The following is a 16356-nucleotide window of genomic DNA, read 5'->3' as shown; positions in this document are numbered from 1 at the left end:
TTGCACAACTCGCCTCTCTATGCCGCCATCGACCTCGGCTCCAACAGCTTTCACATGCTGGTGGTGCGCGAGGTCGCCGGTGCCCTGCGCACCGTCACCAAGGTCAAGCGCAAGGTACGCCTCGCCGCGGGCCTCGATGCCGATTTTCGCCTCAACCGTGCCGCCATGGAGCGGGGCTGGGATTGTCTGCGCCTCTTCTCCGAGCAGTTGCAGGACATCCCGTCCGACAACATCCGGGTAGTGGGCACCGCCACCCTGCGCCTGGCCACCAACGTCGACGAATTCATCAGCGAAGCGGAACGGGTGCTCAACCACAGCATCGAGATCATCTCGGGCGAGGAAGAAGCCAAGACCATCTATGAAGGTGTCTCATGGACGTCGGCAGGGGAAGGCAACCGGCTGGTGATCGACATCGGCGGCGCCAGCACCGAGCTGGTGATCGGCGAGCAGAGCGAAGCCAAGCTGCTCAACAGCCTGCACATGGGCTGCGTCACCTGGCTCAACAACCACTTCGGTGATGGCGAGCTCTCCGAGGCGCGCTTCAACCAGGCCATTGCCGCCGCCAAGGCGGTACTGGAGAAAGTGGCTGCGGACTACCGTGCCCTCGGCTGGCGCACCTGCGTCGGCGCCTCCGGCACCGTCCAGGCGCTGCAGGAGATCATGCTGGCCCAGGGCAAGAGCGAGCGGGTCACCCTGCCCAAGTTGCAAGAGCTGATGGGTCAGGCCATCGCCTGCGGCAGACTCGATCAGTTGCAGCTCGAAGGGCTGGCGGCCGAACGGCTGACCGTGTTCCCCTCCGGCCTCGCCATCCTGATCGCCATCTTCGAAACCCTCGACATCGAGAGCATGACCCTGGCGGGCGGTGCCCTGCGTGAAGGGCTCATCTACGGCCTGCTCGGCAACAATCACGATTGTGATGCCCGGGATCGCACCGCCGACAGCCTGATCAGCCGCTACCAGCTGGACAAGGAGCACGCCGAGCGGGTCCGCGACACCGCCATCGAAGCGTTCACCCAGTTGCAGCCGGCCTGGCGCCTCTCCAAGCGCTACGGTCGCCCGATCCTGCGCTACGCGGCCCTGCTGCACGAAATCGGTCTGTGCATCGAGTACAAGAAGGCGCCGCAGCACGCCGCCTACATCATCGACAACATCGACATGCCGGGCTTCACCCCCGCGCAGAAGAAGCTGCTGTCGGCCCTGCTGTTCAACCAGCGGGATGAATTCAAGCTGGAGCCGCTGGAGAAACAGGGCGCCGTCACCGGTCGCCAGGCGATCCGGTTGGCCCGCATCCTGCGCATCTCCCTCATCCTCTGCATGCGCCGGACCCAGGGCACTGTGCCCAGGTTCATGCTGCAAGCCGATGAAGATGCCCTGACCCTGACCCTGCCCAAGGGTTGGCTGGACGAGCACTACCTGCGCGCCAGCGAGCTGCGCCTCGAGGTAGAGCGCCAGCAGAAGATGGGCTGGTCCACCCGGCTGCTGGAAGCCTGAGGCGCACACCCCATGGCCGATTACCAACCCGTCAGCTGTGACCTGTACGACTGGCTGGAGATCGCCGCCAGCTGGCAGCTGCCCGTCACGATCACCGACCGGGATGGACGAGCCTGGGCGGACAAGATCCGCACCATAGAAGCCAGCGACGGAGTCGAATATCTGCTGCTGGAGCGCGCTGAGCGCCTCAGCCTGGCGGACCTGGCGACCCTGGAACTCGTCTGGCAAGGGGAAGAAAAGCGGATCCACTTCGCCCCACCCCGCAGCCAATGAATAGCAAGAGGGCCAACCTGATCAGGTTGGCCCTCTTCGTTTGACGCTCAGATTCCCTGCCAGTCGCCACTCAACTCGCCAGCGCCGCCATCACATAGACGTCGAAGCGGTTGCTCTTGGTCTCGATGGCCATGCTGGGCTTGTGCTCGTTGAGCCAGCCCGCATAGTCGGGCCGCTTCACCACCACCCGCTTGTTAGCCATCCTGAGCGCCGCTGGCAGCAGAGCATCCGCGTCGAGATCCGCCCCCACTAGAGACTGGAACACCCGCATCTCTTTTTTCACCAGCGCCGACTTCTGCTTGTGGGGGAACATGGGGTCCAGGTAGATGACCTCCGGCCGCTCGGTCAGCGCCAGCAGGGTCTCCACCGCCGGGCCTTGCAGCAGTTGCATCCGCTCGCGCACCCAGGGGCCTATCTCGGGATCCTGCCCCGCCCGGGTCAGACCGTCCTGGAGCAGTGCCGCCACCACGGGGCTGCGCTCGATCAGGGTCACCTTGCAGCCGAGGGAGGCGAGCACGAAGGCATCGCGCCCGAGCCCGGCGGTGGCATCCACCACGGTCGGCATGGCTCCCGACTTCAATCCCACCGCCTTGGCGATGGACTGGCCGCGCCCGCCACCGAACTTGCGTCTATGGGCCACCGCCCCTTCCACGAAATCCACATAGACGGCCCCCAGCTTGGGTTCGTCCAGCTTGCGCAGCTCCAACCGCGATGCGGTCAGCACCAGGGCGAAGGGCGCGGGAAACGCCACGTCGGCAAGGCGCTGGCGCAGGGCGTCGAGCTCGCCATCGCGGGCGGGCACTTCACTGAAAACCTGAATATGGGGCATAACATGGACTCATCACGGCGCAGAAGCCGGCATGATAGCAGAAGCGGGGGGTCAGCTCACCGTGGTCAGATTCGCCAGGTTCATTCCCTGACGGTTGAGGCTCAGGTACTCGGTCAGATCGTCGAAGGGCAGCGGGCGGCTGAGCAGATACCCCTGGGTGAAGGCGCACCCCTTCTGGCAAAGGAAGTTGAGCTGCTCCCGGGTCTCCACCCCTTCGATCACCACCTGCATGCCGAGGTTGTGCACGATGTTGATGATGCCGTCGAGCAGCAGACGGTCCTGCTCGTTGAAGGGAATATGGCGCACGAAGGAGCGATCGATCTTCACCAGATCCACCGGGAAGGTACGCAGGTAGTTCAGTGCCGAGTAGCCGGTGCCGAAGTCGTCGATGGCCAGCTTGCAGCCCGCCTCGCGCAGGGCATCGATCCGCACCCTGTGCTGATCGCTCGTCTCCATCAGCAGGGACTCGGTGATCTCGATGATGATGTCCGCCGGATCCAGCTCGAAGTGGCGGATCACCCTGAGCCACTCGTTGGCCTCCGGGTCTATGGTCTGGAACTCCAGGGTGGAGCGGTTGATGGACATCTGCAGATCCGGGAAGCCGGACTGCTGCAATCTGGCCAGATCCCGGCAAGACTGCCACAGCACCAGGGCACCCAGCCCCTGGATGAGCCCCGCCTCTTCCGCCAGCGGGATGAAATCCGCCGGTGAGACCTGACCCCAGTGGGGGTGATACCAGCGCACCAGGGCCTCCAGCTTGGCGACCCGGCCGCTGCGGTTGTCCCAGATGGGCTGGTAGGCCATGGTCAGCTGGCCCAGCTTGATGGCCTCCGCCAGATCGTGCTGCATCTGGTGGCGCTGGCTCACCTCTTCCCGCATGGAGGCGTTGTAGGTGCCGAGGGGGCGTCCCTGGCGCTTGGCGACGAACAGGGCCTGCTCGGCATTGCGCAAGAGCTCGTCGCTGTCGCCGCCGTCATTGGGACAGAGGGTGATCCCCAGGGTGGCGGTCACATAGAGGTGCTGGTTGGCCAGCATGAAGGGACGGGCAAAACCGCCGATCACCTGCTTGGCAAACACCTCGGCCTGACGGCGGTTGACGATGCCGGGCACCAGGAAGGCAAACTCGTCGCCGCCGATGCGGGCCACCAGGTCCTCGGTGCGCACCCGGCTCACCAGCCGATCCGATACCTCCCGCAGCAGGGCGTCGCCCACATGGTGATCCATGCTGTTGTTGACCGCCTTGAAGTTGTTGAGGTCGAGCACCATGAGGGCGAAGCGCTCCCCCCGTTCGCAGAAGCGGGCCAGACAGCGACCGAACAGCCAGCGGTTGGGCAGGCCGGTGAGGTTGTCGTAGTTGGCCTGGGCGGCGATCTTCTGCTCTGCCAGCTTGGTCTGGGAAAGATCGCTGAAGATGGCGATGTACTGACTGATCTTGCCCCCTTCCCGCACGGCGCTGATCATCAGCTGCTGGGGATAGAGCTTGCCGTTCTTGCGCTTGTTCCACACCTCGCCACGCCAGATCCCCACCCGCTCCAGGGCGTGGTACATGTCCGCATAGAAGGTCTGATCGTGCAGTCCGGACTTGAGCATGCTGGGCCGCTGGCCACACGCCTCCTCCTCGCTGTAACCGGTGATCTTCTCGAAGGCCGGATTGACCGAGATGATGCGACTGTCGGCATCGCACACCAGAATGGCTTCGGAGAGGTTGTCATAGACCCGGTGGGAGAGCTTGAGCTGCTCCGCATGGCGCCTGATGGGATCGATGTTCTCCAGCACCACCATGAGATAGTCGGGGTGCATCTGCTCGTTGCGGATCAGGGTCACCGTCACCCGTCCCCACAGGACGGTCCCATCCCGATGGAGATAACGCTTCTCCTGGGTAAACGCGGGACGCTCTCCCCGCTTGAGGGCGTCGTAGAGCGCAATGCTGGTCTGCCAGTCGTCCGGATGGTTGATTTCGGCGACGGTGAGCTGTTGCAGCTCCTCCTGGCTGTAGCCGAGCATCTTCTCGATGGCCGGGTTCGCCCAGAGGATCTTGCCGCCCAGATCCACCTTGCCGATGCCCACGGGCGCATGGGACATCATGGTGTCCAGGAAGTGGTGATGTTCCGGTTGCGCCGGCTGCTCCTGGCTCTGGCGCTGCTGATACATCAGCGCCAGTTCACGACCGGCGAGCGGGGCCAGCAGACGCAGCAGGCCCACTATCTTCTCCATTCTCGGCATGGCCCGCTTGAACATGACGCTGCACAGGCCGATGGTCTCTCCCTCGGCGTTCTTGAGCGCGACGCCGGCATAGGCTCTCACCTCGCAGCGCTCCAGCACGGCGGCGTGGGGGAACAGCTGGCGGGTGCGATCACTGAACCAGGCTTCACCCTGTTGCATGGCGATCTCCCCCGGAGTGTCGGCGAGGGGGAAGCTGTAGGCGTTGATGTCGAGGGAGGCGGGATAGGCGGCATGCACGGTAAAGAACAGACCCGCCTGATCCTTGCCGGACACCAGGACAAAGTCAGCCCCCACCGCGTTGGCGATTTCACTCACAAAGGCATCAAAATATCCCTGACCACTCGAATGAGACAGGCTGGAGATGATTTGATAGACAGACTCGAGTGCTCGCCTCATGGCAAGGTTCTTTCTCTCCCTGGAAGGTAGAACCCGACTCTACTGAAGAGGCGGGGACAGTGCAAACATGCACTCCGCAAGATATTAAAAAGGCTTGGAAAAAGGGACCAAAAGGTCCCTTTTTCTATCAAAAATCACGTTTCGATCCCACTATGCCGCAAATGTGTACCTGCTTGAAGCTCCCACAGTGGCGCGGCAGCTCATCCAATCGAGGCTCACTGTGGCGGCGGGACCTCACGCGGCGATACCGCTGTGACGCAGCAGCGCATCCACCTGGGGCTCCCGGCCACGGAAGGCACGGAACAGCTCCATCGGCTCCCTGGAGCCGCCCTTTTCCAGAATATTCTTCAGGAAGGAGTGGCCCGTGGCCGGGTTGAAGATCCCCTCCTCCTCGAAGCGGGAGAAGGCGTCGGCAGAGAGTACCTCGGCCCACTTGTAGCTGTAGTAGCCCGCCGCGTAGCCGCCCGCGAAGATGTGGGAGAAGCTGTGCTGGAAGCGGTTGAACGCCGGAGGCGTCATCACGGCGACCTGGCTGCGCACCTCATCCAGCAGCGCAGGGATCTGATCCGCTCTGGTCGGGTCAAAGGTCTGGTGCAGACGGAAGTCGAACAGGGCGAACTCCAGCTGGCGCAGCATCTGCATCGCCGCCTGGAAGTTGCGGGCGGTCAGCATCTTCTCCAGCAGATCGGCGGGTAGCGGCTCCCCGGTCTCGTAATGGCCGGAGATGAAGGCCAGCGCCTCGGATTCCCAGCACCAGTTCTCGAGGAACTGGCTCGGCAGCTCCACCGCATCCCAGGCCACGCCGTTGATGCCAGCCACGCCAGCCACATCGATGCGGGTCAGCATGTGGTGAATGCCGTGGCCGAACTCGTGGAACAGGGTGACCACTTCGTTGTGGGTAAACAGGGCCGGCTTGCCGTCCACCGGGCCGTTGAAGTTGCAGGTCAGGTAGGCCACCGGCTTTTGCAGGGAGCCGTCCTGACGGTAGCGGCGACCCAGGCAGACATCCATCCAGGCGCCGCCCTGCTTGTGCTCGCGGGCATAGAGATCCAGGTAGAAGCTGCCGCGCAGCTCGTCATCGGCGTCAAAGATGTCGTAGAAGCGCACATCCGGGTGCCAGGTGTCGATGCCGAGACGCTCGCGTACCTTCATGCCGAACACCCGCTTGACCACCTCGAACAGCCCCTTCACGACCCGACCGGCGGGGAAATAAGGACGCAACTGCTCATCAGAGACCGAAAACTTGTGCTGTTTGAGCTTTTCTGCGTAATAGGCAAGATCCCAGGCCGCCAGTTCGTCCTGACCGTGCTGCTCGGCGGCAAAGGCGCGGATCTCCTCCAGCTCCGCCTTGCCTTGGGGCAGGGACTTGGCAGCCAGGTCGGTGAGGAACTCCACCACCTGCTCCGGCTTGTCCGCCATCTTGGTCGCGAGGGAGAGTTCGGCATAGTTGGCAAAGCCCAGCAGTCGGGCCAGCTCCCGGCGCAGGGTGAGCAACTCGGTCATGATGGTGGAGTTGTCCCACTTGCCAGCGTTGGGGCCCTGGTCGGAGGCGCGGGTGGTGAAGGCCTCATACAGCTCGGCACGCAGGGCGCGGCTGTCGGCATACATCATCACCGGCAGGTAGGAGGGGATGTCCAGGGTGAACAGCCACCCCTCCTTGCCCTTGAGTTCGGCCATCTGGCGCGCGGCAGCCTGGGCGCTCGCGGGCAGACCGGCCAGCTCGGCCTCGTCGGTCACCAGCTTGTGCCAGCCCTGGGTCGCGTCCAGCACGTTGTTGCTGAAACGGGAGGCGAGCTCCGAGAGGCGGGCCTGGATCTCGCCGTAACGCTGCTGCGCCTCGGCAGGCAGACCGATGCCGGAGAGGCGGAAATCGCGCAGGGTGTTCAGGATCTCCTTGCGCTGGGCATCATCCAGCCGGGGGAAGTCATCGCTCTCGGAGAGGGCCAGATAGGCTTGATAGAGCCCTTCATGCTGACCGACATAGGTCTGGAATTCGGAAAGCAGCGGCAGGCAGGCATCGTGAGCCGCCCGCAGCGCCTCGCTGTTCTGCACGGCGTTGAGGTGGCTGATGGGGGACCAGATCCGGGAGAGGCGGTCGTTGACCTCTTCCAGCGGGGCGATCAGGCTGTCCCAGGTGTGAGGCTCCTTCTGGGCCAGCACATCCTCAATCTTCTGTTTGCAATCGGCGATGGCCTGCGTCACGGCAGGTTGCACCTGATCGGGCTGGATCTGGCTGAAGGGAGGCAGCGAGTCCATTGTCAGCAAAGGGTTAGTCATCTGCGGTACCTCTAAATGCTCTGCAGCCCCTGCCGTCCAGAAGCCTGCTTGGACCATCTAAGATGTAGGCAGAAACCCCATTTATCAAGCCTTTGCCGCCAAGAGACGGGCTTGTTACCCACTTTTTCAGGCATTTTGTTCATAAAACCAGCACTTCATCTGCCAGAGACGACAATGCCGGCCCGAGGGCCGGCATTGTGAGGGCATGGACACTCCCCGCCTCAGCGTCGGGCGTCCTCTTTCAACCACTGGGCGACCCGCTTGGCGAAGTAGGTGAGGATGCCATCGGCCCCGGCCCGCTTGAAGCAGAGCAGGGATTCCATCACGCACTCTTTCTCCTTGAGCCAGCCATTCTGGATCGCCGCCATGTGCATGGCGTACTCGCCGCTCACCTGATAGGCGAAGGTCGGCACGCCGAACTGATCCTTCACCCGGCGGATGATGTCCAGGTAGGGCATGCCCGGCTTGACCATGACGCTGTCCGCCCCTTCAGCGATGTCGAGGGCCACCTCGTGCAGGGCTTCGTTGCCATTGGCCGGATCCATCTGGTAGGTGGCCTTGTTGCTCTTGCCGAGGTTGGCGGCGGAGCCCACCGCATCGCGGAACGGGCCGTAGTAGTGGGAGGCGTACTTGGCGGAGTAGGCCATGATCTGCACGTTGACGAAGCCGTTCTCCTCCAGCGCCGCGCGGATGGCACCGATGCGGCCGTCCATCATGTCGGACGGGGCCACCATGTCGGCCCCGGCGGCGGCATGGGAGAGCGCCTGCTTCACCAGGATCTCGGTGGTGATGTCGTTCTGCACATAGCCTTCGTCATCGATGATGCCGTCCTGGCCATGGGTGGTGAAGGGGTCGAGCGCCACATCGGTGATGACCCCGAGCTCCGGGAAGCGAGCCTTGAGGGCACGGGTCGCCCGCTGGGCCAGGGCATCCGGGTTGTAGGCCTCTTCCGCCATCAGACTCTTTCTCTCCAGCGGCGTCACCGGGAACAGGGCCACCGCCGGCACACCCAGGGCCACCAGTTCGGCGGCCTCTTCGAGCAGCAGATCGATGGAGAGCCTGTCCACCCCCGGCATGGAGGCAACGGCCTCTCGCTGACCCTCCCCCTCCAGCACGAACACGGGATAGATGAGATCGTCGACGGTCAGTACGTTCTCGCGCACCAGGCGGCGGCTGAAGTCATGTTTGCGCACCCGGCGCAGGCGACGGCCCGGGAAGGCCCCCGGAAGAGTTGTGGCCATGAATCACTCCAAAAGCGGAAGTTGGAAGAATGCGGCGGAGGTGGCCCGGGTATGGGCCAGCAAGGCCTCGGGCGCTTCACCACGGCAGGCCGCCACCACCTGGGCGATGTGCGGCAAAAAAGCGGGCTCGTTGCGTTTGGGCCTGGGTTTCAGATCCCGCGGCACTAGGTAGGGGGCGTCCGTCTCTATCATCAGGCGACCCGCCGGAATGCGGGCCACCTGCTCGCGCAGCAGCTGGCCACGGCGCTCGTCACAGAGCCAGCCGGTCACCCCGATATGCAGCCCCAGCGCCAGGCACTCGTCCAGCTCGGCGTCGGAGCCGGTGAAGCAGTGCAGCACGGCCCCCGGCAGGCGGGGCAACCAGGGGCGCAGGATCTCGACGAATTTGTTATGGGCATCGCGGCAGTGCAGAAACACCGGCATCCCGAGCTCGGCGGCGAGCGCAAGCTGGGCGTCAAACACCACGTCCTGCACTGGACGGGGGGAGAAGTCCCGGTTGTAGTCGAGACCGCACTCGCCGATGGCCACCACCTGGGGCAGGGCCGCCAGTTCGCGCAAGGCGGGCAGGGTCGCCTCATCGACGCTTTTGGCATCGTGGGGATGTACCCCGGCGGTGGAGAAGCAGTAACCGGGCCAGCGGGCGGCCAATGCGGCGCTCTCGCGGCTGCCGGCCAGATCGGTGCCGGTCAGGATCAGGGCTTCCACCCCGGCGGCGCGCGCGCGTTCCACCAGGTCGGCCTGTTCGCCTGCGAACTGGCTGCTGGTCAGGTTCAAACCGATGTCGATCATGGAGTCAGGGGTTCCGGACAAACGAGGTGCATATCAGGCATTTGAAAACCATCTACTCGATGGGGCCTTACCATACGCCTCGAACGGATGCATGAAAAGAGGAAGGGAGCCTCAGCTCCCCTCTTCCGTTTGTTGCTGCTCTTCGTCCTCTTTCTTCACGTAGAAGCGGGCGAAGAACAGACCTATCTCCCACAGGCCCCACATGGGGATCGCGAGCAGGGTCTGGGAGAAGACATCGGGCGGCGTCAGCAACATACCGACCACGAAGACCCCGACGATGACGTAGGGGCGCTTCTCCTTCAGGCTCCTGGGGGTGGTCACCCCGGTCCAGCAGAGCAGTATGGTGGCCACCGGGATCTCGAACGCCACCCCGAACGCGAAGAACAGGGTCAGCACGAAGTCCAGGTAGCTGGCGATGTCGGTCGCCACCGTCACCCCGGCGGGGGCGGTACTGGTGAAGAAGCCGAACACCAGGGGGAACACCACGTAGTAGGCGAACGCCATCCCCGCATAGAACAGCACGGCGCTGGAGGCCACCAGGGGCAGGATCAGCCGCCGTTCATGCTGGTACAGACCGGGTGCGATGAAGGCCCAGGCCTGATAGAGCAGATAGGGGATCGCCACGAAGAAGGAGACCACCAGGGTCAGCTTGATGGGCGTGATGAAGGGCGTCGCCACATCCGTCGCTATCATGCTGGTGCCTGCCGGCAACTGGCTGAGCAGCGGCTGGGCCACGAAGTCGTAGATGTTGTTGGAGAAGTAGATGAGCGCGATGAACACCAGCAGGATGGCGGAGATGGCGCGCAGCAGACGGGTTCTCAGCTCCACCAGATGGCTGATGAGGGGTTGTTCTGCCTGACTCATGGCTTACCCTCTCCTTTGGCTGCGGACTCGCTGGCGGGCACAGGCTCGCTCTCTCGCTGACTGTTGACCGGTGGCACCTCTGGGGTCGCGGGCACCGAGGCCGCCACCGGAATGGCTGGCTCAGCCTGGGCGGGCTCCCGAGGCGGGCGGATCTCGTTCTCCCCCTGATAGGGACGATTCACCGACTGGGCGGCCGCTTTCAACTGCTCGATGGACTCCTGCAGCTCGGGGCTCAGGTTGTTCATCTGCAACCGTTCGGCCTTCTTCAGATCGTTGTGCAGATCCTGCAACTTGAGCTCCTGTTCCAGCTCGGCCTTGACCGAGTTGGCGGTGCTGCGGATCAGCCTTATCCAGTGGCTGGCGGTGCGGATCGCGACCGGCAACCGCTCGGGACCCAGCACCACCAGGGCGACGACGCCGATGACGACCAGCTCCCAAAAACCGATGTCGAACATGGCTTAGGCCTGATCTTTGTCTTTCTGCTTGGCGGCTTCGGCGTTGCTGGCCGTCTCGTTCAACTGCTTGGTCGGGAACTCGGCATCTTTCTGCTCGGGTTTGGTGTCGGCCGGCTCATCGGAGAGCGCCTTCTTGAACCCCTTGACCGCCGCGCCCAGATCGCCGCCGATACCGCGCAATTTCTTGGTGCCGAACAACAGCACGACGATGACTGCGATGATCAACAACTGCCAAATACTGATACCACCCATGACTTTCTCTCCGGATAGGCGCCCGATGGCGCAGGTTATTTAATGGGAACGGGTTCGCAACCAACCCAGCAGCCAGCATAACCCGGCGCCGGCGAGGCTGATTTGTCCCCACTCAATGTGTTGTTTCTGGGTCAGCAAGAATACACCCGCGAGCAGCAGGCTGGCTCCAACCCCTAAGAGGTAGCGGGCCTGCCCCTGACGGCGACTGTGGCGACGGAAATCGGCAAACATCTGGTCGAAGTGGTGCTGCTGATGGCGGGCCTGACGCAGGGTCTCATAGACCAGCTCCGGCAGCTCCGGCAGTTTCTCCGCCCAGAACGGCGCCTTCTCCTTGATGGCATTCCACACCGCCTTGGGGCCGACCTGCTCGTGCATCCAGTTTTCCAGATAGGGCTTGGCGGTCTGCCACAAATCCAGCTGGGGATAAAGCTGGCGACCCAGCCCTTCCACATAGAGCAGGGTCTTTTGCAGCAGCACCAGTTGCGGCTGCACCTGCATGTTGAAGCGACGGGCGGTGTTGAACAGATTGAGCAGCACGTGGCCGAAGGAGATCTCGGAGAGCGGTTTCTCGAAGATGGGCTCCAGCACGGTGCGGATGGCGAACTCGAACTCGTCCACCTTGGTATCGGGCGGTACCCAGCCAGACTCCACGTGCAGCTCGGCCACACGGCGGTAGTCGCGGTTGAAGAAGGCGAGGAAGTTCTCCGCCAGGTAGCGCTTGTCTTCCCGGTTGAGGGTGCCGACGATGCCGCAGTCGATGCCGATCCAGAGCGGATTCTCGGGGTGTTCGAAAGAGACGAAGATGTTGCCCGGGTGCATGTCGGCGTGGAAGAAGCTGTCGCGGAACACCTGGGTGAAGAACACCTCCACTCCGCGCTCGGCCAGCAGCTTCATGTTGGTGCCGTTGGCTTCCAGCGCGGCAATGTCGGAGACCGGAATGCCGTAGATGCGCTCCATCACCAGCACCTGCTCACGGCAATGGTCCGTGAACACCTCGGGCACATAGAGCGCCTCGGAACCGGTGAAGTTGCGGCGCAGCTGGATGGCGTTGGCCGCTTCGCGCATCAGGTTGAGCTCGTCGAGTATGGTCTTGCGATACTCCTCCACCACCTCGACGGGGCGCAGTCGTCCGCTCTGGGGCACGAAACGGGCCACCAGACGGGCCAGGGCCTGCATCAGGCGCAGGTCGGCCTCGATGACCGGCTCGATATCGGGACGGATCACCTTGATGACGATCTCGCGGCCGTTCTCCTTCAACCGGGCGGTGTGCACCTGGGCGATGGAGGCGGATGCCAGCGGCGTCTCGTCGAACTCATCGAACAGGGTCTCGACGGGGCAACCCAGGCTCTCTTCTATCTGGCGACGGGCGGCCTGACCACAGAAGGGAGGCACCCTGTCCTGCAGCAGGGCCAGCTCTTCGGCAATGTCGGGGGGCAGCAGGTCTCGGCGGGTCGAGAGCATCTGGCCGAACTTGATGAAGATGGGGCCCAGGGCCTCGAAGGCGAGGCGAATACGGGCGCCACGGCTCATGCCTTGTTGCTTGTTCTTGAGCCAGAACAGACTGCGACGGGCCAGACGGCCAGGCCAGGGCTGATAACGGGCGGGCACCAGCTCGTCGATGCCCTGTTCCAGCAGGATGCTGACGATGCGATAGAGGCGTTTGAACTCCTTCGGGGTCATCAGCTCACCTGCTGTTCGAGGCGGGCAAGCCGCAACTCGATCGCCTTCATCTGTTGGGCCAGCTCTTCGACATCGTCATTGAAGCTCGCCACTTCCAGCGGACCCGGGGCAAGCCTCGCCTCCTCGGTCAGATACTCGGCCACTTGACGCTGGGAACGGCACAACTCTCGCCCCACAAAACGGCGAGCCTGACGGGCACCACTGCACAGGGTGTGGGCCACCACATCGCCGGTGTAGCGGGACAGCTCCTCTTCCCAGTCGATATCGAGCTCGCCAAGCAGGGCGCTGAATGCCTGCACCAGCTGGGGGTCACCGCTCAGGTCCAGCTTCTCCTCGCGGATGTAGCGGGTCAGGGCGGAAGGCTCCTTGAGCAGACCGAGGGCGGTCAGGGAGAGGCTCAGCACCGCATCCGCCTCCCCTTCAAACCTGGCAAGCACATCCAGACGGCGCTCCGAGAAGACAAACCAGAGCGGCTTGAGCTCGCGCAGCTCCAGTTTGAGTACCTTGCCCGTCAGCTTGCGCAACCGCTCCGGGCTCTGTTTGTCCAGGGCCAGCAACTGGTTGAGGCTGGTTTCGATCACCGCGGTGACCATGGCATCCATCGGCATAGGCGACCTTAAAACTTGTAACCGCGGTGCAGGGCGACCACGCCCTGGGTCAGGTTGTAAAACTCGACCTGTTCGAACCCGACATTCTCCATCATGCCTGCCAGGGTCTGCTGATCCGGGTGCATGCGGATGGATTCCGCCAGGTATTTGTAACTTTCGCTGTCGTTCGCGACGATTTCGCCCATTTTCGGCAGCAATTTGAAGGAGTAGAGATCATACAGCTTGGCGATCACTTCGCTCACCGGCTTGGAGAACTCCAGCACCAGCAGGCGGCCACCCGGCTTGAGCACCCGGAACATGGAGGCAAGCGCCTTGTCCTTGTCGGTGACGTTGCGCAGGCCGAAGCCGATGGTGATGACGTCGAAGTGGTTGTCAGGGAAGGGGAGCGCCTCGGCATTGGCCTGTACGTAGGAGACGTTGTTGGCCACCCCCAGGTTGCGCAGCTTGTCGCGGCCCACTTTCAGCATGGAGTCGTTGATGTCCGCCAGGACCACCTGACCGGTCTCGCCCACGATGCGGGAGAACTTGGCGGTCAAATCCCCTGTGCCGCCAGCCAGATCCAGCACCTTCTGTCCTTTGCGGACACCGGAGCAGTCGATGGTAAAGCGCTTCCAGAGGCGATGGATGCCGAACGACATCAGATCGTTCATCAGATCATACTTGGCCGCCACCGAATGAAAGACACCGGCGACCAGGGTTTCCTTCTCGGTCGCTGCCACGGTTTTATAGCCAAAATGCGTAGTAGTAGTCTGTTCCGACATCCCTCAAATACCCATAGAGCAAAGAATGGCCGCCAGTTTACCAGAGCCGATGGCGTGCGGACACCTCAAACCCGGCTTGCGACCAACTGCATCCCCAGCACGACCATGGCCAGGCAGAGGAACAGATTGAGACCGATATTGAGCAGCGCCTTCAGATAGGCCCCTTGCTGGGCCAGCACGACCGTGTCGAGGGCAAAGGAGGAGAAGGTGGTCAGGGCACCGAGGATACCCACCATCAGCAATGGCTTCATCGGGTGTTCCACCACGTGACCATGGCTGATCAGGGCATAGGCAATCCCCATGATGAAGGAACCGACCACGTTGACCACCAGAGTGCCATAGGGAAAGTGGCGTCCCAGCAGCCAGGCCATCAGTTCGGCGATGCCAAAACGCAGGCAGGCACCGAAGGCGCCCCCGACAGCGACAAATAACCAGGTTTGCATCAAGCAGTCTCCAAGATTGTCAGGTTGGCATTATGCAAAATGTCGGCAGCAGGGGACAGCCGGGCAATTAATCGACCCGGCTAGACCCTAGCGGCGAAAGTCTACCGATTCTGCATTCACAAGATGGAGGGTCGTCTCGGCCGGGCGAGTATCGGCGATGACTCTGCCATGACGGATGGAATAACGTACCGGCACCTGGCGGCGCACCGCATCGAAACCATTCTCTGCAGGAAGGATCAGCAGGTTGGCGGGCTTGCCCACCTCGATGCCGTAGCGATCCTGCACGTTCAGGGTGCGGGCACTGTGACAGCTGATCAGCTTGAGACTGTCGTTGATCTGTTCGTAGCCCATGATCTGGCAGACATGCAGCCCCATATGCAGCACCTGCAACATGTTGGCCGTACCCATGGGATACCAGGGATCGAACACGTCGTCGTGGCCGAAGCAGACGTTGATGTTCGCCTCCAGCATCTCCTTCACCCGGGTGATGCCACGACGCTTGGGATAGATATCGAAGCGCCCCTGCAGGTGAATGTTCACCAGCGGATTGGCGACGAAGTTGATGCCCGCCATCCTGAGCAGCCGGAACAGCCGCGACGCATAGGCTCCGTTGTAGGAGTGCATGGCGGTGGTGTGGCTGGCGGTTACCCTATGGCCAATACCGCGCTCGTAGGCCAGGGTTGCCAGTGTCTCGATAAAACGGGACTGTTCGTCATCGATTTCGTCGCAATGCACATCCACCAGAACCTGATATTTCTCCGCAAGATCGAAGACGTAGTGCAGACTCTCGACCCCGTACTCCCGGGTAAACTCGAAATGGGGGATGGCACCGATCACGTCGGCCCCCAGCTTGAGAGCCTCTTCCAGCAATGCCTTGCCGTTGGGGTAGGAGAGGATCCCCTCCTGCGGGAAGGCCACTATCTGCAGCTCCACCCACTCCTTCATCTCCTCCCGCACCTCCAGCATCGCCTTCAGGGCGACCAGATTGGGGTCGGAAACATCCACATGGGTGCGGACGAACTGGATGCCGTTGGCAATCTGCCATTTCAGTGTCTGGATGGCGCGTTGTTTCACATCCTCATGGGTCAGCAGCGCCTTGCGCTCGGCCCAACGCTCGATCCCCTCAAACAGGGTGCCGGAGAGGTTCCAGCTCGGCTCGCCAGCCGTCTGGGTGGTATCGAGGTGAATGTGCGGTTCGATAAAGGGGGGGATGACAAGGCCTTGCTCACCATCAAGCTCGCGGGCAGAGAGCAGCTGGGTGCTCATGGGCTCGATGGCCCGGATCACGCCTCCCTGACAGAGGATTTGCCACATCCCTTCCCTGCCCGCCAGACGCACATTCCTAATCAGCATGTTCTTTCCCCTTCGAAAGCGTCGTTGTCTTTGCCAATCCACAACTTAGCCCGGATCCCTTTAAGAGAGAAGCGCCGCCCGGAAAGCATACGGGATAGAAAGGGAAGATATCTCAGCAACAAGAAGGTGCGACATTGCAGGACTGCAATTTGCGATGGATGGCTGAAAGGCAGATACAAGAAAGCCTCCCGATTGGGAGGCTTTCTTATTTAATGGTGCTGATACCCAGAATCGAACTGGGGACCTCATCCTTACCAAGGATGCGCTCTACCGACTGAGCCATATCAGCACACTAACCGGTAAAGACCACGCTGGGCGTAATCTTGAAATTGGGTGCCTGGCAGTGTCCTACTCTCGCATGGCGAATGCCACACTACCATCGGCGCTACAGCGTTTCACTTCTGAGTTCGGCATGGGGTCA

General features: G+C 62.5%; 15 protein-coding genes and 1 tRNA gene. 2 read left to right on the top strand and 14 right to left on the bottom strand.

Features of this window, described 5'->3' with window-relative positions; all coding sequences use genetic code 11:
- Together gppA and AB5Y53_RS02500 are read left to right on the top strand one after the other, a co-directional pair.
- Positions 1 to 1491 carry a guanosine-5'-triphosphate,3'-diphosphate diphosphatase gene (gene gppA / locus AB5Y53_RS02505; RefSeq protein WP_124244184.1) on the top strand — a complete coding sequence of 497 codons (1491 nt, stop codon included), beginning with the start codon at positions 1 to 3 and terminating at the stop codon, positions 1489 to 1491.
- A 12-nt stretch (positions 1492 to 1503) separates the two neighbouring features.
- Positions 1504 to 1764: a Rho-binding antiterminator gene (locus AB5Y53_RS02500; RefSeq protein WP_368181070.1), complete on the top strand. Its 261-nt coding sequence runs from the start codon at positions 1504 to 1506 to the stop codon at positions 1762 to 1764.
- Between the two features lie 70 nt (positions 1765 to 1834).
- Here the strand turns inward: AB5Y53_RS02500 and AB5Y53_RS02495 are convergent, their stop codons facing one another.
- The 14 genes from AB5Y53_RS02495 to AB5Y53_RS02430 all read right to left on the bottom strand — a co-directional run bounded on the left by AB5Y53_RS02495 (position 1835) and on the right by AB5Y53_RS02430 (position 16224).
- Positions 1835 to 2584 carry a class I SAM-dependent methyltransferase gene (locus tag AB5Y53_RS02495; RefSeq protein ID WP_368181090.1) on the bottom strand — a complete coding sequence of 250 codons (750 nt, stop codon included), beginning with the start codon at positions 2582 to 2584 and terminating at the stop codon, positions 1835 to 1837.
- A 60-nt stretch (positions 2585 to 2644) separates the two neighbouring features.
- On the bottom strand, positions 2645 to 5212 hold the full coding sequence (locus AB5Y53_RS02490) for a bifunctional diguanylate cyclase/phosphodiesterase (RefSeq protein WP_039041083.1): 2568 nt from the start codon (positions 5210 to 5212) through the stop codon (positions 2645 to 2647).
- Between the two features lie 234 nt (positions 5213 to 5446).
- A complete protein-coding gene (prlC, locus tag AB5Y53_RS02485) occupies positions 5447 to 7489 on the bottom strand; it encodes an oligopeptidase A (protein ID WP_368181069.1) in 2043 nt (680 codons plus the stop codon).
- Positions 7490 to 7710: 221 nt separating this feature from the next.
- Positions 7711 to 8730, bottom strand: a complete 1020-nt coding sequence (gene hemB / locus AB5Y53_RS02480; RefSeq protein ID WP_039041081.1) for a porphobilinogen synthase — start codon at positions 8728 to 8730, stop codon at positions 7711 to 7713.
- A 3-nt stretch (positions 8731 to 8733) separates the two neighbouring features.
- Positions 8734 to 9519: a TatD family hydrolase gene (locus AB5Y53_RS02475; protein WP_368181068.1), complete on the bottom strand. Its 786-nt coding sequence runs from the start codon at positions 9517 to 9519 to the stop codon at positions 8734 to 8736.
- A 111-nt stretch (positions 9520 to 9630) separates the two neighbouring features.
- On the bottom strand, positions 9631 to 10383 hold the full coding sequence (gene tatC / locus AB5Y53_RS02470) for a twin-arginine translocase subunit TatC (protein ID WP_010672360.1): 753 nt from the start codon (positions 10381 to 10383) through the stop codon (positions 9631 to 9633).
- Positions 10380 to 10838, bottom strand: coding sequence for a Sec-independent protein translocase protein TatB (tatB, locus tag AB5Y53_RS02465; RefSeq protein ID WP_368181067.1), 459 nt, complete (start codon positions 10836 to 10838; stop codon positions 10380 to 10382). The genes tatC and tatB overlap by 4 nt, the downstream gene beginning before the upstream one ends.
- A 3-nt stretch (positions 10839 to 10841) precedes the next feature.
- Positions 10842 to 11090, bottom strand: a complete 249-nt coding sequence (tatA, locus tag AB5Y53_RS02460) for a Sec-independent protein translocase subunit TatA (protein ID WP_010672358.1) — start codon at positions 11088 to 11090, stop codon at positions 10842 to 10844.
- A 39-nt stretch (positions 11091 to 11129) separates the two neighbouring features.
- Positions 11130 to 12770 carry a ubiquinone biosynthesis regulatory protein kinase UbiB gene (gene ubiB, locus AB5Y53_RS02455; RefSeq protein ID WP_041212050.1) on the bottom strand — a complete coding sequence of 547 codons (1641 nt, stop codon included), beginning with the start codon at positions 12768 to 12770 and terminating at the stop codon, positions 11130 to 11132.
- Positions 12770 to 13378: an SCP2 domain-containing protein gene (locus tag AB5Y53_RS02450; RefSeq protein ID WP_029313421.1), complete on the bottom strand. Its 609-nt coding sequence runs from the start codon at positions 13376 to 13378 to the stop codon at positions 12770 to 12772. The genes ubiB and AB5Y53_RS02450 overlap by 1 nt, the downstream gene beginning before the upstream one ends.
- Before the next feature lie 8 nt (positions 13379 to 13386).
- On the bottom strand, positions 13387 to 14139 hold the full coding sequence (ubiE, locus tag AB5Y53_RS02445; RefSeq protein ID WP_039041078.1) for a bifunctional demethylmenaquinone methyltransferase/2-methoxy-6-polyprenyl-1,4-benzoquinol methylase UbiE: 753 nt from the start codon (positions 14137 to 14139) through the stop codon (positions 13387 to 13389).
- A gap of 65 nt (positions 14140 to 14204) precedes the next feature.
- Positions 14205 to 14582 carry a fluoride efflux transporter CrcB gene (crcB, locus tag AB5Y53_RS02440; protein WP_039041077.1) on the bottom strand — a complete coding sequence of 126 codons (378 nt, stop codon included), beginning with the start codon at positions 14580 to 14582 and terminating at the stop codon, positions 14205 to 14207.
- A gap of 87 nt (positions 14583 to 14669) precedes the next feature.
- Complete coding sequence (locus tag AB5Y53_RS02435; protein WP_368181066.1) at positions 14670 to 15935, bottom strand: cytosine deaminase; 1266 nt, start codon at positions 15933 to 15935, stop codon at positions 14670 to 14672.
- Positions 15936 to 16148: 213 nt separating this feature from the next.
- Positions 16149 to 16224 (bottom strand) — tRNA-Thr (locus AB5Y53_RS02430).
- Positions 16225 to 16356: the final 132 nt, after the last annotated feature.

Origin of the sequence: Aeromonas sp. R7-5 (assembly GCF_040908015.1) — a bacterium.
GTDB classification, from domain to species: domain Bacteria; phylum Pseudomonadota; class Gammaproteobacteria; order Enterobacterales; family Aeromonadaceae; genus Aeromonas; species Aeromonas caviae.
Note: the sequence above shows the minus strand (reverse complement) of the source record. Positions and strands in the feature narration are given on the sequence as shown.

Excerpts from the sequence above, each read along its gene's own strand:
- AB5Y53_RS02500 (WP_368181070.1), top strand. The coding sequence starts at position 1,504 with ATGGCCGATTACCAACCCGTCAGCTGTGACCTGTACGACTGGCTGGAG.
- AB5Y53_RS02490 (WP_039041083.1), bottom strand. The coding sequence starts at position 5,212 with ATGAGGCGAGCACTCGAGTCTGTCTATCAAATCATCTCCAGCCTGTCT.
- prlC (WP_368181069.1), bottom strand. The coding sequence starts at position 7,489 with ATGACTAACCCTTTGCTGACAATGGACTCGCTGCCTCCCTTCAGCCAG.
- hemB (WP_039041081.1), bottom strand. The coding sequence starts at position 8,730 with ATGGCCACAACTCTTCCGGGGGCCTTCCCGGGCCGTCGCCTGCGCCGG.
- AB5Y53_RS02475 (WP_368181068.1), bottom strand. The coding sequence starts at position 9,519 with ATGATCGACATCGGTTTGAACCTGACCAGCAGCCAGTTCGCAGGCGAA.
- tatC (WP_010672360.1), bottom strand. The coding sequence starts at position 10,383 with ATGAGTCAGGCAGAACAACCCCTCATCAGCCATCTGGTGGAGCTGAGA.
- tatB (WP_368181067.1), bottom strand. The coding sequence starts at position 10,838 with ATGTTCGACATCGGTTTTTGGGAGCTGGTCGTCATCGGCGTCGTCGCC.
- tatA (WP_010672358.1), bottom strand. The coding sequence starts at position 11,090 with ATGGGTGGTATCAGTATTTGGCAGTTGTTGATCATCGCAGTCATCGTC.
- ubiB (WP_041212050.1), bottom strand. The coding sequence starts at position 12,770 with ATGACCCCGAAGGAGTTCAAACGCCTCTATCGCATCGTCAGCATCCTG.
- AB5Y53_RS02450 (WP_029313421.1), bottom strand. The coding sequence starts at position 13,378 with ATGCCGATGGATGCCATGGTCACCGCGGTGATCGAAACCAGCCTCAAC.
- ubiE (WP_039041078.1), bottom strand. The coding sequence starts at position 14,139 with ATGTCGGAACAGACTACTACTACGCATTTTGGCTATAAAACCGTGGCA.
- crcB (WP_039041077.1), bottom strand. The coding sequence starts at position 14,582 with ATGCAAACCTGGTTATTTGTCGCTGTCGGGGGCGCCTTCGGTGCCTGC.
- AB5Y53_RS02435 (WP_368181066.1), bottom strand. The coding sequence starts at position 15,935 with ATGCTGATTAGGAATGTGCGTCTGGCGGGCAGGGAAGGGATGTGGCAA.